Origin of the sequence: Pseudomonas mucoides (genome assembly GCF_015461845.1) — a bacterium.
Classification (GTDB): Bacteria; Pseudomonadota; Gammaproteobacteria; order Pseudomonadales; family Pseudomonadaceae; genus Aquipseudomonas; species Aquipseudomonas mucoides.
Map to the genome: position 1 here is coordinate 56,695 of NZ_JACOPW010000012.1, position 15,291 is coordinate 71,985.

The 15,291-nt window shown below is 54.6% G+C and carries 22 protein-coding genes; all 22 read right to left on the bottom strand.

Annotated elements, in window-relative coordinates; translation table 11 throughout:
- Positions 1-107 precede the first annotated feature (107 nt).
- The gene (locus H8F22_RS31105) at positions 108-563 is read right to left on the bottom strand and encodes a hypothetical protein (protein WP_194941092.1); all 456 of its coding nucleotides are present in this window, start codon (positions 561-563) and stop codon (positions 108-110) included.
- A gap of 76 nt (positions 564-639) precedes the next feature.
- On the bottom strand, positions 640-1,215 hold the full coding sequence (locus H8F22_RS31110; protein ID WP_194941093.1) for a hypothetical protein: 576 nt from the start codon (positions 1,213-1,215) through the stop codon (positions 640-642).
- A gap of 90 nt (positions 1,216-1,305) precedes the next feature.
- Positions 1,306-1,659 carry a hypothetical protein gene (locus H8F22_RS31115; RefSeq protein ID WP_078465969.1) on the bottom strand — a complete coding sequence of 118 codons (354 nt, stop codon included), beginning with the start codon at positions 1,657-1,659 and terminating at the stop codon, positions 1,306-1,308.
- A gap of 46 nt (positions 1,660-1,705) precedes the next feature.
- Entirely contained in the window at positions 1,706-2,341 is a 636-nt protein-coding gene (locus H8F22_RS31120; RefSeq protein WP_194941094.1) for a hypothetical protein, read from the bottom strand.
- Between the two features lie 542 nt (positions 2,342-2,883).
- The gene (locus H8F22_RS31125; protein WP_011923151.1) at positions 2,884-3,216 is read right to left on the bottom strand and encodes an Arc family DNA-binding protein; all 333 of its coding nucleotides are present in this window, start codon (positions 3,214-3,216) and stop codon (positions 2,884-2,886) included.
- A 396-nt stretch (positions 3,217-3,612) separates the two neighbouring features.
- Positions 3,613-3,969, bottom strand: coding sequence for a hypothetical protein (locus tag H8F22_RS31130; RefSeq protein WP_078465972.1), 357 nt, complete (start codon positions 3,967-3,969; stop codon positions 3,613-3,615).
- Positions 3,970-4,924: 955 nt separating this feature from the next.
- A complete protein-coding gene (locus tag H8F22_RS31135; RefSeq protein WP_116827200.1) occupies positions 4,925-5,236 on the bottom strand; it encodes a hypothetical protein in 312 nt (103 codons plus the stop codon).
- Between the two features lie 20 nt (positions 5,237-5,256).
- Positions 5,257-5,739: a hypothetical protein gene (locus H8F22_RS31140; protein WP_194941095.1), complete on the bottom strand. Its 483-nt coding sequence runs from the start codon at positions 5,737-5,739 to the stop codon at positions 5,257-5,259.
- A 344-nt stretch (positions 5,740-6,083) separates the two neighbouring features.
- Positions 6,084-6,773 carry a hypothetical protein gene (locus H8F22_RS31145; RefSeq protein ID WP_011923146.1) on the bottom strand — a complete coding sequence of 230 codons (690 nt, stop codon included), beginning with the start codon at positions 6,771-6,773 and terminating at the stop codon, positions 6,084-6,086.
- Positions 6,774-6,840: 67 nt separating this feature from the next.
- Positions 6,841-7,167: a hypothetical protein gene (locus tag H8F22_RS31150; RefSeq protein ID WP_011923145.1), complete on the bottom strand. Its 327-nt coding sequence runs from the start codon at positions 7,165-7,167 to the stop codon at positions 6,841-6,843.
- Between the two features lie 50 nt (positions 7,168-7,217).
- Positions 7,218-8,135, bottom strand: coding sequence for a hypothetical protein (locus H8F22_RS31155; RefSeq protein WP_011923144.1), 918 nt, complete (start codon positions 8,133-8,135; stop codon positions 7,218-7,220).
- A 136-nt stretch (positions 8,136-8,271) separates the two neighbouring features.
- Positions 8,272-8,601, bottom strand: a complete 330-nt coding sequence (locus H8F22_RS31160) for a hypothetical protein (RefSeq protein WP_078465977.1) — start codon at positions 8,599-8,601, stop codon at positions 8,272-8,274.
- Between the two features lie 272 nt (positions 8,602-8,873).
- The gene (locus H8F22_RS31165) at positions 8,874-9,473 is read right to left on the bottom strand and encodes a hypothetical protein (protein ID WP_078465978.1); all 600 of its coding nucleotides are present in this window, start codon (positions 9,471-9,473) and stop codon (positions 8,874-8,876) included.
- 87 nt (positions 9,474-9,560) lie between these two features.
- A complete protein-coding gene (locus H8F22_RS31170; RefSeq protein ID WP_194941096.1) occupies positions 9,561-10,346 on the bottom strand; it encodes a hypothetical protein in 786 nt (261 codons plus the stop codon).
- 114 nt (positions 10,347-10,460) lie between these two features.
- A complete protein-coding gene (locus H8F22_RS31175; protein WP_194941097.1) occupies positions 10,461-11,402 on the bottom strand; it encodes a hypothetical protein in 942 nt (313 codons plus the stop codon).
- Between the two features lie 91 nt (positions 11,403-11,493).
- Positions 11,494-11,904, bottom strand: a complete 411-nt coding sequence (locus H8F22_RS31180) for a hypothetical protein (RefSeq protein WP_169922128.1) — start codon at positions 11,902-11,904, stop codon at positions 11,494-11,496.
- A 263-nt stretch (positions 11,905-12,167) separates the two neighbouring features.
- Positions 12,168-12,446: a hypothetical protein gene (locus tag H8F22_RS31185; protein WP_078465982.1), complete on the bottom strand. Its 279-nt coding sequence runs from the start codon at positions 12,444-12,446 to the stop codon at positions 12,168-12,170.
- A 125-nt stretch (positions 12,447-12,571) separates the two neighbouring features.
- Complete coding sequence (locus H8F22_RS31190; protein WP_078465983.1) at positions 12,572-12,928, bottom strand: hypothetical protein; 357 nt, start codon at positions 12,926-12,928, stop codon at positions 12,572-12,574.
- 77 nt (positions 12,929-13,005) lie between these two features.
- Positions 13,006-13,653: a hypothetical protein gene (locus tag H8F22_RS31195; RefSeq protein ID WP_194941098.1), complete on the bottom strand. Its 648-nt coding sequence runs from the start codon at positions 13,651-13,653 to the stop codon at positions 13,006-13,008.
- A gap of 60 nt (positions 13,654-13,713) precedes the next feature.
- The gene (locus H8F22_RS31200) at positions 13,714-14,046 is read right to left on the bottom strand and encodes a hypothetical protein (protein ID WP_078465985.1); all 333 of its coding nucleotides are present in this window, start codon (positions 14,044-14,046) and stop codon (positions 13,714-13,716) included.
- 66 nt (positions 14,047-14,112) lie between these two features.
- Positions 14,113-14,376 carry a hypothetical protein gene (locus H8F22_RS31205; protein WP_078465986.1) on the bottom strand — a complete coding sequence of 88 codons (264 nt, stop codon included), beginning with the start codon at positions 14,374-14,376 and terminating at the stop codon, positions 14,113-14,115.
- A 157-nt stretch (positions 14,377-14,533) separates the two neighbouring features.
- On the bottom strand, positions 14,534-15,043 hold the full coding sequence (locus H8F22_RS31210; protein WP_194941099.1) for a hypothetical protein: 510 nt from the start codon (positions 15,041-15,043) through the stop codon (positions 14,534-14,536).
- Positions 15,044-15,291: the final 248 nt, after the last annotated feature.

The following is a 15,291-nucleotide window of genomic DNA, read 5'->3' on the forward strand; positions in this document are numbered from 1 at the left end:
TTGTTCCTCCAGTTCCCGGAAGTCGGTGTCGAAAATGAAATTGCTGTTCGGCTCAGTCTATTGACCCAGGCGCTCTGAGTGCTACCCAAACTGGGGATCAAAACCCTCTAAACTCGGGTTTCTTTAGCAAGCAACGGCGCCGGTTGAATACGCTGGGTCAAATATCGCCCGATCAGGACCGCGGCCACAACATAAGCTACCCAAGACAAGCCCTGGGTGAGCGCCGGGGTTAAGGGGTCAACAGAGCTCACCATGCTAAGCAGCGCAGCTGCACTACTGCGCGCCAGGCAGTCCATCAGCAAGGCCAGCATGAAGATGCGTGCATCGGCCCAAGTAAGTGACCATTTCGCATTTTTGTCGGCATCGGGATACCAGTGTTTGCGAGCCAGCTGCATCAGCGGGGTTACGACCAAAGATGCAAAAACCAATGCAACGGTTTCGTTCGGCGCTTCCTGAATCAGACCGGTATGCAGCAGGGCGAGGACGGCAACGTTCGATAACAGAATGCTCAGTACGAACCCGGCCCAGGTGTAGTTCACGCGGTTGCAGAACAGATATTTCATGATTGGCTCACTTTCTGGATGGCTAGAAGTTGAAGATTGAATGGGATTCAGGCATGCCAGAATCCCCCGCGTGGACTTAGGCTGCGATTATGTCTGGCGTCTTTACCCACATGCCGCTCGCATTCTGGTAGCCAGCGGCGTGAAGCATGGTGCGGCCCAGACGTGTTGCCAGAAGGTAGCCGTCGTCTTCAATCCCTTGCAGTTCAGTTGTGAGGCCAGCCTCATGAAATGCTGCCAGGCACTCCTGCGTGGTTGTCTCGCGGTTGGCCATGGCAACGTACTGGTCGAAGGTCACACCAAGCTTGAGCATGGTGCCGTTAGCCTTGAGGAAGTCCAGTTCATCGACGATGTTGGAAGCGAGCTCAAGCTCTGCCCGAAGGCCCAGTCCAGTCAGCCCTAACTTCTTTTCCGTGATGCTGCAGGTGCTGTGCATGAATAAGATGCCCTCAACCCTCGCAGTGGCCGTAACGAAGAAGCGCTCTCCATGCCGATTGGTGACCAAGCAGGCAAAGACCTGTCCATCCAGGGAGTAGAAGAGGATGCCGCCAGCAAAGCGCTTGTAGAAGCCGCTCTCGTCACCCGTGGTTGGTGTCTCTGCAACGATCTTCGCCGCGGGAATCCACTTGTTGCCTGGGGTGATGATGTGTTCCATGTTGCGCTCCTGATTAGTTGATACCCCTATTAGAAGAGCGTCCAACGTGTGCCAGAAGCGGGCGGAACAGATTTAATTCACCCGGGTTTTCTAGCTCGCAAGAACCAATGTTGGGTTCTTCTTTCGATTCCGGATGTTGGCTCTCAATGCTTTAAGATCGGCAGCGGCGTCGTCGTGGTAATCGGCGATGACATAGCGACGACCACTGTCCGTCGTGATGATATCGGCACCAACAGTCTTGATCCGAGTTGTTTGGATGGGTGTTTCGTCTTCAAAGCCGATTCGGCCGTATGTGAAGCCGCCGGCCTTTGGCAGCAGCTGTGCACCATCATGCACAAGTCGAAAACCTGATATCACGCCATCGGCCTTTTCTTGTTTGGCACGATCGAGAGCGGCCTGGATGTGCGGGGCGTGCTTGGCGAACGGTGGATGATGCTTGCGCATGAAGACCTTCCTGATTTGGGGAGGGCGCCGGGCCCCCTGGTATGCTCTACGCGGCCACTTTGTTCTGTTCGAACCGCCAGTTGGCATGCTCGCCGCCTTCGGACTCCTGTTCGAGACGCTCGCGGGAGAAGTTAGTGGTGCCTTCACCCATGGTGATGCTTACCAGCTGCGATACGTGATCAGCAGTGAACTCTCCCTTGATCCCAGCAACAGTACGATCGGCGTCGTACATAGTCTGGGCTGGGATAGCAGCCAAAGTGGCCTCCATTGCAGGAACAAGCAGATTGCATTGCTGCAGGGTGGTGATCAGGTCGACATCCCGCTGGATGCACACCGCGCTCCCGCTCGCGATCAAGTCACACAGCGCCTGCATCTCAGAGCGTTGGCTTTGGCCGTTTGGGCCTCGCCCGTGTTGTCGAATGGCATGGTCTACAGCCTTTTGATAGGAACGCTCGGAAATCCCGTCGAGGACAAACGTTGCAGCAACTGCATATGCGCTTGCGAGCTTAGGATCCCAATAGGAGGTTGTGTAATCAGCGAGAAGGATGACCTTAACAAATTGCTCCGATCGGCCCTGAATGCAAACCCGAGCTCGAGCGCTCACATTTCGGACAACGCCTTGAGCGTTATAGAGATGAAAGGCCTGGTTGAGGTTTAGGGGGGTGGCTTGTGCTGTTTTCATCAGGACTTGCTCCAGTTAGTTAATGGAGCAATGGTCAACTGGTCTTTCATGTGGCAGAAGCCGTTGAGGTGAATTGCCTAATGGAACTCCTTGTCCTCCGGAGCCGCCGTCGGCCAGTGCTCACAGCAACCCTTTCGCTGGCACCGGAGGAACTTTGAAATTCCCACTGCTGGCTCTTTGTCACAAAGCACTGTTCGAAGCCCACAGGCGGGATTTGAACCATCCAGCACGATGTGTGCTTTCTTGGAAAATCTGGTGTCTGGCCGGGAAAAAAAGCTGGCGTCTCGAAAAGCCGCTTTGATGATGTTTACGGAGGGCCCTGCGTCCTTAACGATGACTCCTTCTTCGCCTTGGCAGCTATCACACAGTCCAATTTGTGAAGCTTCGAGTTCGGTCCAGCAACTGTCACAGTGCTCTAAATCGTGGTCCATACCTTTCTCCTTATTTCTGAGCGGGACGTCGGTGGTGGCGATTGATAGACATAAAAAAGCCCGGAGCTAGCTCGTTTTACGAGGTTCTTCCGGGCTTTGTGCGAGTTGGTGTTAGGCAACGCGCGACTGGGAAACTTCGGTTAATGCCGGCTTGATGGTCATCAATTCCAGAATGGCTTTCTGGTGCGGGCCATGCATGTTCCGGAAGGCCTTAATGAGTTGCTTCTCGCCTGCAGTCAGGCTGGAGGCATCAACCTGAATTGCGGCTGCTTGGGATTCTTCCGCCAAACTAGTCTCCAGGCGGGCAATGATCTCGGAGTTCATGCTTCGATGGTGTACTTTGGCTATGTCGGCAATCTGCTCACGCATTCCGTCAGGGAGGCGGACAACGAACTTGTCAGCTGTGCGGCTATTGAAGGGTGCTAGCTTGGGTGTGGTCATCATGTGTTCCTCTTTTCATGCCGTCGAGTTCGGCTCATGTCGCACAGTTTTAGGCTTGTTTGTGCGTGCCACCAGCACCCCGAAATATCATTATTCCGTATGCCTAGTGGCTAAATAGTATTGATATGGAGCCGAAACGCCAGCCAAAACAGGTTCCCGAATTTCAGGATGTTTTGGACGTGCTCAGCGCATTCACCATGATCCTGGTGCAGCGCTTACAGCTGACAGATCCGGCTACGGCATAGTTTTGCCCTGTGTCTTCAGTCAGGGTTACGCCGCAAAGGCTTGTTGTCCCGGCGGAGCGAAATAAGTGAGTAACGCACCCGCCTGCACTAGGTTCATACCGACAGTAGCCAATCCATGCGTCCGCTGGTTCAGGTACCCACAGTCGAGTGGCCTTCAATGCATTTGCCCGCGCTCGTTGAGCACTTGTGCAACCAACCGATTGTTGATCAGAACGTTGGCGACCAGTTGCTCGCCACGGTTACTGATGAGCTGCTCAAGGGCGTTCTGGCCCTGCAAAGCAAGCTCAGTGTCCACAAAGACTGGCGACTCTGTAGGTACCAGGGCTTCAAAGGGGATCTCAGCAACACCCATACCGGTGTGCAGCTCAGATACCTTGATGTGAGTGCTGGAGGAGAGGTGACGATGAATCGCGAAGGTGAAGGTCTCGCCGGCGATGTCGGAGTCAAAGGTAGCGAATAGCTCAGCAGAGCTTATGCCTTCGCGGGTGGCGAGATTGATTAGCTGGTTCAAGTGATGACTCCATCTGTAAGTTGATGGAGCCATCATCAGGTCTCCCAGCATGTGCCAGAACCACCTAGTGGGAATAATTCAGGAAGCATTAGTCCATGATTAATGAGTCATTCCAGGGGTGTTTGCTGGGTGGCTTTTAAATCTGAGCTGAGGAGATCGAGCCCTCGGAGTGGAGATACCGCGGTCCTGTGCCAGCTGGGTCCACTTATCTCCAAAGGTCTTACCCAGCCAGCTCTTGACGTAGACCTGGCGGTTCTCAATTTCCAGCGTTGCGGTTGAGCCCGGCATCACGCTGTAGGTACGTAGTGATAAGCAGTTGTCCTTGGTGACCGTAACAACCCGAACACGCATTTTGGGTTGAAACTTGGAGACCTTGAATGCGAAAGCTTGCTCGTCATGGCCAGACTCAATCAGGAGAGACTGGATCTGAAGAGCTGATTCTTTGGTGGCCGCCGTCCTGCGAAGTGAGGATCGTACCGTGGGGAGTCTGCGAGCGAGGAGTAAAGCTGAGACTGCGCAGCCGGCCCAGATCAGTGGTGCCTGGAACCCGGGTAGCAGATTAACTGCGGTCACTGCAGCTGTTGCGATGATTAGGGTCAGGTGGATCCGCGCTTTTCGCCTCTCTCGCCTGGATTCGAATCTCAAGTCCAGAGATGAAGCGATATCGACCCCTCTAGCTAAGTCCTTGCTGTCGAGAATTCCGGTTTTACTCATTTTTTTTGCCGGGAGGCGGATGCCCCCAGCCAATCCTGGTGGCTGCGTTAGGAACAGGTATATCTAAAAGATGGCGGCGATGCCACCGGAAATTGAATTCTAATATTGGCAATCGAGCAGGTTCTCGCAGGCTTGTTTCAAGCGGCCAACCCACCAAATTGCCAAGTCAAAGCCAGGGCGCATACCTTCACCCACGGGTTAGCAGCGAGTAATACGGACTGCGCGGGCTCACGCCACACAGTCAATGAGCGCCATGAAGGTTTTCGAGTGCCTGTGGATCTGGATGCCAGCCGGCCAGCTGGCAGGCTGCATCGAAAGCTGCCATGTCACCGGAGAGGCGGAATTCGGCAGTCATACCCTGGATCTGATGTGCACGATCCTTCATGCCGCTCACGGTCACTGCAATCGAGTTACCGATGACGCTGGTCATTGCCGATGTGCGCAGGACGTCGGCAGATTCAATCATCTGAATTGCCATTTCGTCCATGCAGGCTGCGATGGCTGTCAGGTTGGTTTGAGCCGCTTGAGTGTTGATGGTTGGTGCCTGGATCATATTGTGTTCCTCTGTGTCAGTTATCGAGTGGCCGGGCGAGTAGTGCTCTGCGACCTTGGTGGTTCGTAGATACGGGCAGCCTTGAGCTCTTCTGTGGCGCGAATGAAGGCGGCAGCTTGTTCGTCATTTAGTGCAAATACACCGGTACCGCGCAGCGTTTTCAGTCCCGATGCGGCAGCCATTGCCTCGCCGTAGCTCAGGGTGCTCAGAACCGGCTTAACGGTGCCGTCGGCGGTGGACAAGTCCACTTCAACCAGCAGATTGTTGCCTGCCACTTTGAATCGTACGCTTGGCTGGTAATCGGGATTGAAGGAGGGCTGGTGGGAGCGCACTTCTTTCATTCCCATGGCCAGACCTTCAAAGAAACCTTCCGCCCAATGCGTGCACACCGTCCAGCGTGTGAAATCGTCACCGAAGTGGCTATACGCGTGCTCCGCAGATGCCACGGCAAGGCCTGCTCGGTCTAACGCCCTGGCCAACACTCTCTTGACGCTCTTCAGCATGGTCTCTGCCTCCTCAGTTGTTACCAAGTCATTGCTTGATGGAGTAATTCTGTGGCCATGTTCTGTGTGCCACAATCCCGCAGAATTAGCAGATAGGTGCTGCCGGCGGTGATGCATCCTTATCGGCCTGCCGTTTTGCCTTGCGAAGGCTCGCAGAGCGTTTTGACTGAGCCGACTTGACTGCCGCCTCAGGGCTGACAGCTTCAATTGAGTAGATATCGCACTCCGAATAGTCAGGATCGCTTGGCGACCCGCCATAGCTCCAGCTGCCATTTGGGAAACGAACTACCGTCCAAATCCTGCTCATGTTTGATACCTGCGTTAAGTGGGTGAATAAAATGCCGTTACCCGGCGAGTGCGACTTGTTGATCTTCAGCAGACCAATCAGTGATATTCCGGTAAGAGTTGACCATTGAGATCAACTCTTGTGGGATGACGACCGGCCTGACTGCACCCTTGCCAATTCGGACGAATCGGAGCTTTGCGGTGATGCGCTTGATGACCTTTTGAATGCCCGGTGTCCCCAACCGCCGGCGCGATGATTGCCAGTTCAACTCTGAGACTTCACGTGCCTCGCAAAGGGATTTCACCGCATATCGGGCTTGGTCGAGGATCGGGCGAGCCTCTGGTACCTCTTCAGACATCTCCCAGGCGGCCAGGCGGCATGCTGTGTCGATGCACATCCAGCCAGCCTCATTGAAGAGTGACTCATTCGTGCAGGTCGGATGAGCAGGAGTCATCTCTCGATAACTCCAAGAGCCATCCATGTAGTTGTGACTGGCGGTAGCCTTGAGAGCTGAGGGGTAATCGCTATTGACCCTACCGTAAACGTAGGAAGGGCCCGTGTACTGGATGACTGTGTAGTAGTCGGCAATGCGCTGAATCAGCAGTGCTGTGGCTCGACGGATGTTAGATGCAGTGACATCGTCGGCCATCCCCAGTTGAGCGCGCAAGCGGATGCGATCCAGGGGGGCAAGTGATCCAACATCCTTCGCCCCTCTCAGTGTTTGTGCTGAATCTGGTTGATTTCGCATGATGCGCCCTCTTAGTTGATGGTCATCATTGTCATAGTGTGTTGCGCGTGGCAGAAGCTCTTGAAAATTAAGATTCGCGAATTTCGCCGCTGGCCCTTGGTCCGTCAAAGTTCGGGTATTTGGAAACAAACACCTTGTTGTGGGCCTGGATCATTTCGGCGGCTTCGCCAGAGATCCCCCAGTGTGCCGGGAGGCAGCGTTTTCCAGTGAAGGTCGAGCAGGGGTCAACCAGTCCGTACTCCAGATCTAAGTCTTCGCTGCCGAAGCACACGAGCACTTCGGGCGCATCCAGTTCTGCGTACATGTCGTAATCACTGAGAGGGTAAGTGCCCCACTTCAATTCCGGGTGCATTTCCTGAAGAGTCTTGAGGAGTTCCTCGGTCGAGGGTGCCATTTCATTTCCTTGGTGCGCCAGCGGGCAGCTTATTGAGATTGTCGAGGGGCTCAAGCGGCAAAGCGTTCAATGCCGAGTTGATTGCGCTTGTTGCCAATCACGTTGAGCGAAACCCCAATCTCTGTGGCCAGCACGGAGTCTCGAACGGTACCTAGTCTTTGCACCTGTGCTTCAGTCCACTGATGCCTAGGTTTTGGGGTCTGAGCTTCGATGCTCAATGCGTTCCTCCGCAACATTACTGTCTGTAGGGTTACGCCCAGTTGATCTGCTGCTTCCCGATCGGTCATCGTGCCGAGGATTGCATCACGTTCGGGTGTCCAGCTACTGGCCCGACCACCAACGAAAGCGCCGATCTGAAGTTGCTGGCGCTTGTAGGCAACGGAGCTGCTCGAGATGCCTATCGCTGAAGAGACGTCTTTATCGGACATCGTCCCGAGCAACCTGAGGCCTTCCTCAGTCCATACCACTTCTTGTTGAGTTACCAGGGCAGGGATTTTCAGTTCACTTCTACGAAGGGTTACGCAGCTCCGGCTGACCCCAAGTAGTTTGGCCAGCGTCTTGTCCGGCATGGTGCCGAGCATCTTAATTTTGTCTTCAGTCCACTCAATGCGGGCGTGGGTGTTGAAAGCCGAGATTTGCAGCTGAGCCCGTTTTTTAGTGACACGCTTATTGCTCACGCCCCAGATCCTGCCGAGTTCATAGTCACTTTTAGTGCCGAGGAGTTTGATTCGATCAACCGTCCAGAACTTGACCTTGGGTGTAGATTGTTCTTTGGGAGCAGCCTTAGGCGCGGCTGGAAGCGCCCCATGCTCCGGGGCACCCTTGGACCGGGATGGCTTGATGTTGAGCCGAGTACGCTTGCTGGAGACGACACCAATGGTAATCCCAAGCTTTGCGGCTACAGCGCGATCAGTATCAGTACCGAGGAGCGCGAGAGCTTGATTAGTCCAGGTGTAGGTGGGTTTCATAAATGAGCCTCCGTTGAATTTCAGAATGGGCTCATTTTCCTGTCACCTAAGGTGTGCCAGAAGCGGCAACATATGAAATTTTCCTTCGAGAAAGCAAAAGCCCTCCACGTTGGGAGGGCTCATTCAATTCAAGCGGTCAGGCGGCCAGCGCAGCGTTCGGGCCGTAAAGAAACTCGGCCCCCACCACACTGATTCCTTTCAGCTCGCACATTCCGTGATTTCCATCTACCTCGATATCCAGGCCCTGAACCGTGTACGACACCTGCAGGTGCTCAAAGACTTGCTCCCCCATCACTTGATCAATCAGTGACTCAAGGGTGGGGTAGTTGCTCTTGAAGCCTTCCCACGTATCGGAAACCCGGCAGCAAGCTTCGACTCCATCGTCCATGGCCATGTAGCCGCAGTGGGTCTCGGTAGTACCGAGGGTCTTGAATTCGGTGAGGATGATGGTGAGAGAGTTAGCCATGTGTGGACTTCCTGTAGTTGAGTGATAAGTCATCTTCAGTCATGTCATGGTGTGCCAGAACCCCCAAAAATTGATCACTTCAGCTACGCAAGTCGGTGCCGTCCTGTGATCCAGTATCCCGATCGTTGGAATGTGTCTGGCCCAAACCTGGACATCAAAGTGCTGATGTCGTCTGCTTGAGGCACAGAATCGGCAGTCGGTTGTTTAGGTGGCATATGGTGAATCGTGCTTGAAGGAGTTAATCAGGGGAGGAACGCGAACGAGCAGTTATGTCAGGCAAAAGTTGGGGCCTCAATGTCTCCATCAAGGATCGCTACCATCAACCAGCCCGCGTCGGGTTGCGACCCCCGGGCCTCGACCAAATCTTGATGAGCCATTTCCATTGAGAGGATCTCAAAGCTGGGTCGATCAGCCCAATGCTCTTGGTCACGGCTGTGAACTTGATAGCCAACGATCGCCGGTGCCAGCGCCGTAATTGGCAAGTGCTTCACGACGACCTTCTCGAAGCTCGACAGCGCGCGGGCGAAAAAACCAGATTCGGGAGGGCAAAGCGATACAAGGTCTGCAATGGTCATTTGCTGAATGGTCGCTTTGCCGACAGTCATACGCTGCCAATACTCGTTGAACTGCTCGAGCGGGCGAATCCCCGTGGAGTCCAACACAAGATTGTTTTTTGGACTGAGAAGGGCGCAGTGGCGCATTTCACCGTTTTCAACGACAGCGACTGCTTGCCCGGTCTCGGCCAAGATGTTCAGGGCGACAGTGAGGAAGCTTGCTTGAAGGCACGAGGCTTCTTGCTCCGCAGGAAGCTCAATGATCAACGCTTTGGGGCCAGTGCAGAGTTTCATAACGAGCAGTTGAATTGGCTTCATAGGGCCTCCTGAATCAGTGAGACCTTATGTTCAACGTCATTCGGTCGTGCCAGAAGCCAGCGAGGCTGAATCGCCGGCCCCCCAAACCTATTGCTCGGTTGCAGGTTGCGCAGCATCCAGCTCAGCCGCTTGCTCTGGCGTACGAGCGAAAGGAGGGATGTGTTCGAGCATCTGCTGGCGGTCATGAGTTTCTCGATCAGCCGCAGCGGACGGCAACATCTGCATGCCGATCAATTCACGACTGACCTGGGCGTTCGAAGAATCGACCATGTTTTGAAACTGTTCGCTGATCCTGGCGTTTCTGACCTGGTTCATGATCATTGGCACGGCATGAACTACAGCATTGATCTGGTCGAGAGTGTCTGCTCGATCCATCGAATATTGTTCGGCTGGTGTAGGAACGCCAGTGATTCGGGAGACCAAGGGCGAAGCGACGTTCCAACCGATGTTTGCTGCACCAGAGCCGATGAAGCCAATCAGCACTGCTGCGCTTAACATTTCAGCGAAAGTGAACAGGGTTCTCCGGAACGGGTGCAGCTTTTTGCGAGCTTCGGCTTCGTCCTCGGCTTTGCGTTTTGCACCCAGGTCGCGAGCTGCAGATATCATTTCGACCAGCTTGTCTGCTTCTTCACGGGTAGTGAAATGAGCGACTGTTTTCGAGCTGGAGTGGTCGGCAACCACGTAGGAGAGAGGTTGCTCGTAGCCTTGGCGGGTATCTACCTCGTCCAGAGAGCGGAGTGAGTAGCTGAGGCTGCCATAGCCGCTTGCGATCTCAACAGCAAAACCCGGAGCCAAAAGTCTTATCGACCCACGCTCGCTTGCATCGACAGTGATATCAGATGCCGTTGCAAATATTGTTGGGTTGCTTTCCATGTGAGGATCTCAATGAACTAGTGATGCCTCATTTTGAAGAGTTGCGCCCTCTCTGCAACCCAAAACCATGTTATGGAATTCCGGATAAAATTCCATGCTCATGACGACTACGGATCAGGAAGGACACCCGATGCTCGATTTGGCACCGAAAACGACAAGTTGAAGAAGCTCCAGAGCCCGTGCCGTATCGATCTCGCTCAGCTCGTCTCGGAAACAGCAGGGGCATGGAATTCCATCGTCTCCCGATGCAGATGGCGAGGAAGTACACTCTTGTGAACTGCCAAGCCACCCGCATTTCTCGCACTCTGCCAGGTAGTAGCGCGAATTAAGTGGCACACGTCCAAGGCGGCCCTGGTGCATTGCAGCTCGCAGCACAAAGCCTTCGTCTGAAGGGGCATCAATGATGGCCTTGAGGTCGGCCGGCTGGATCAGAATTGGGCAGCCCAGTGATTCGGGGTGGTCTTCACCATCACCCTGCCAGACCCAGATGGAAGGCTCATCACTCTGGTACAGGCGGTATAAGTTGAGCTCAGCCTGCAGTCGGGCGATCGTTTTATCCTGCGCTTTCGCATGCTGAACCAGACGATCGAACTTGTAAGCAGGGACAGAGCGGCCCTGCTCAGTTGAATTCGAGCTGTCCTGAACGGGACGGATAGTAACGCCAGCCCGATTACCTGAGGTGCATGCCTTTCGGTTGATATCCACCTGATGCACTAACTCATTTGCGATCTGAATGCAGTGCTCCGCGTTGAAGGACTGACATCCGCCTGCAGAGGGCCCATCATTCAGCAGCTGGCGTATCGCCTTGGAACCCTGACTGATGCAGTGATTGAAGCCCTCGATATCCCATGCGGCCGGGCTGGAGGGCTCCGCAATGTGAGTTGAGTTCAGCATAGCGAGGAAGCTTTCGGCGGCGCTTTTATCGACTTCCGGTGAGGCAATGAGAAAAGGCTCCACTGTCTGCTTCAGTGAAGGCCACAGCAGCTTCAGGGCCTGGAGTGTATTCAGTGAATGGTCGCTGTCGTTGCTGTCTACGGACGTAGTTGCTGAAGTCATTGGCTCAACTCGGTTTTAAAGGATGGGGTGGCTGATCGTTAAGTCAGCCCTTCGAAAACAATATGCCGAGATGACTCGTGCCAGAACCGGGTCAGGCAGATCCTGCAGTGACAATTCCAAGCTGTTGGCCAGCCTCTCGGACTAGGTCGAGTGAAGCGTTGTCATACCCCCAATAATTGAACTCGCGTTCACCTGGTGGGACTGTTTTAAAATACTGATGTCGGATCTGATCCCCCGACAGAACAAAGTCACGGATCGCCCGCACGAAGTCCCTCAATCCGCCCCCATGGCAGAAGTCTGGCCAGCTTCCATCGCTGTGCGTATCAACGACTTTCTGGGTGTACTCGTCCAGGATCAGTACGCGTTCGTTGTGTAGGCTCAGTTCTGCAATCCGTCCGCTGGCTTTGTGCAGGAAGAACTGCCGGCCATGACTGGCAATTGCGTTTAGAAATGAGTTGGCGATGGCGAGACGATGCTCTTGAGTCTCTGAGAAGGTTGTCACGGCGGACTCCTATACTGGATGTGGTAAAGGGCAAGATCAGCTGAAAGGCAGCATTTCTGGCAGAACATCTATGGCCTCGAACTCTCGTCCGGCTGCATTCTCCGCAGCGCGTGTGCGGGCCAAAAGCCGCTGGGGTATCAATGACTGGGCGTCTGACCAGGCGCGGCATCGGTGAGCAGGGAAAGCCCCCAGTAGTTGCGGAAAGGACATTATCCCTTATAGGGAAGGCCCCCAGCGAAAACCGAGGTGCCTAAAATCACGCCTCAAGCTGCTGCGCTTGTTGCTTCGTAGTCAATTCTGTTCTGAGTGTTGCCATTCCAGCCGCGGGGCTTTTTGTCATCCCGGTATTTGAGGCTGAGGATTGCCGAGTGGCTTTGGGACTGACCTTTGCTCAGATGCGCCAGGTGGGTCTGGGCGTCGCGGTAGGTCATTTGTTTGCATTCCTCGAAGAGGACTGAATCGCTGCCGCTGGCGGCGATGACCAGGTTCCCGACGAAGCTGACTTTTCGGATCAGAAAGCGAAAGTCATAGAGCGCTGCCATGGTGTTTCTCCGTTAGGTTTCGATGAGGTCATCATCAGCCCCTACGGGGTGTGGCAGAAGCGGCTAAAGCGAGTCAATTGGGTGCCTATCTCAAAGGACAGGCACCCCCACAATTACTGGGTTGGTTACTCAGCTGGCTTTGCTTTCTTGCGGGTGGGTTTCTTCACAGGCTCGGCCGGTGCGAGTTTTTGAACCGCTTCGCTGATTGCAGACTTGTTCTGGTCGATCCAGCTAGATTCAGGAGCAGGGTCAGCATCGATTTGCAGCGTAACTTGGTCCACCAGCCTGGGATTGAAACCACGTGGCAATCGGCTTGCTGGCGACAGGTTGAGCAGGTGGCGTGTCCAGTATTGCTTCCATTGCCCTTTCGGGCGGGCGAATTCCGCAGCGACCATGCCGGCCACCGATGACTTACCAGCGCCACCCTTGGAAAACAGGTTCGCCTTGTTGCTGAAGAGATGTGCCTTGAGCGTTTGAGTCACTGATTTATCCTCACAATCTTGTCGTGCCGGCGACGGTCTTGCCGACGCCAGCGTGGTTGAAGTGTACCGCAATGCCTTCAAGGGGGCGTGCAGGCCGGTAGTCCAAGGGTGCTGGCCCCTTGATACAAAGTGTGCACGGTGCCATCCATAAGCTGCACCTGAACCCACGAGTGCCCATCGCATGTGTAATTGAAGGCTAGCGCTTCGGCCGTCATTGCCTTGGCCTTAGCGAGCGCCTCATCGTAGGTAGCCCACTCATGGCTGTCGGACTTGAAAGTCAATACTGTAGGGGTCGAAGCGTTCGGACCCTCTGTGCCGTACTCAACGTTAAACGGTGGCAGGAAGACGGAAACGTGGAGGTTCGGGTCCTCATACCAGTCCGGAAGATCCTGCCCCAAGCTGGTGCCAATCACCGCCAAGGTGTAAGCGTGAACGAGGCTGGAGCCCATGTAAGATTGACCGTCAGGTGTCTCGACCAACCAACGGCCAGTGCCGATTGGACGGCTAGACAGCTGCCACTGAGCTACCAAGGGCATGATGGCGAGGAGGGTGTTAGGGTTACTGACAGCTTTTGGGGTGTCGAAAGGTCCAAACTCGCGGCGATTGAAAATTATGTCGCACTGCCAATCATCCCGCGGGGCGCGAATAAGGCCTTTCTTCGAGGGCTCAAGTGCAATAGCGAGGTAGAGGCTGAGCAGGTTGCCTTTGAGATTCTGGAGTTGCATATGGGTCACCAGTTGAAGTTGATGACCCATAGTCCGTCTGGATTGGATGTGGCAGAAGCCTCACCAGCCGCGATTTCTATTCAGCTTGGTCTGCTCCATTTGGTTGGCCAGAAAGGACTTCGCTTTAACATCCAGCTGCTCGCATGCCTTCGCACTCCCGTCGCCCCATTCCATGACTGAGCCACCACCCGGATTCGCGCCATGCCAGCTATTTTGAGCGGCTTCCTCAGTGGCGTGACCGGTTGAGACCCACTCAAACTGGTCCCCGTACTCGACGTCCCATTCAGAATCGTGGTCATCGTCATCATCGTTGATAGGCCAGCACTCATAGAACGCCAGCGACCACTTGCCATCCTTGGACTGCCAACAAATGTTTTCCCGGTTGAAGCTCATGCTCTTTTCCCAGCTATTCGATAAGGGGCCGGCAGGGCTGGCCGTTACTATAGGGGTGGATGCGCCTTAGTAGTCTTCGTCGTCCTGAGCGATTTGAGCCATTACCCAGTCCCAATAGTCGGGGACTGTTTGTTCACCAACGGGGTTTGCTGCGCTCCAGTCCGAGCGCAGGTAGTGCTCGTGCTCGCCAGCCTCAAGGAACTTGGCCACGAGCTCGCTGCGAGATAGCCCGAAATCCTCGTAGTCGTAAGGGAGTGAGCCGGTATTGGTGTACACCTCAGCTGTGGATTTGTTCGGGGCGAATGTGGCGGTAGAGGTAGGATTATTCACGGTTAGCTCCCTGATTTTATGAGCTATATTCCGTCGAAATTAAGGGTGCCAGAACCCTCCCGCTCAGAAATTCAGTGAGCGACCGATAGACCCTCAACTCTACGAATCTCAGGGTCGGATCGGAATGCCGGGGGCCTGACCGCACGTGGTTGCTGAATTAGGATTGAGCACACTCAATTTTCGAAGCGACCCAGTTCCAGTAGCCCTGCAAGGTGTCACAATTCAAGACCTCGTATCTCCAGTCTTCCTTCGTATACAGGCCATGCTCACCTGCTGCTGAATACTTCGTCGACAATTGCAAAGCATCCAGTCCAATGTCTGGTTTCCGTTGCAGCAACAGGGCGGGGATACCTGCGACGAAACCCTCAAGCAGGGAAGCAAAACCAGGGGCCCCGGTTTCCGCCCAGCCATAGACCTGATCTTTGGGTTCAGCAAAATTGTCGAACCGCACCCTGCTCAGTATTTCGCTTGACGTGGTGTGTGAGAACTCGAGAATGCAGACATCGAAACATTCAAGCAGTGGCTCAAGTTCCTCTGCAGTTTGAACCGGGTGGCGGTCGTGAGAGTAGTTGCAGACTGCTTTAAGGGTCCAGCCTGCGATCTTGAGGGTGTTGATGAGAGCGTGGGCCATCATCACTGTTGTTGCTTCTGGCGTTGGTTCTGACATTTGGCACCTCCTGATTTTGAGGATCCCAGGATGCTTGGCTTAACCGTGTGCCAGAACCAGGCGAGGAATGAATGTTAGAGAGGAATTGCAGTTCCACTCAAAGTGCAGGCGACGTCTCAGGCTTCAAATATTCCGGAGAGATAGCGTCGGCGGGTATGTCCAGCCCCCACCACTCAAGTACCTTCTCGCGGAAAAGGGCCCAGTCAGCTACGGTGGTCGAACCGTGGGTACAGAGCCTGCACTCTGGC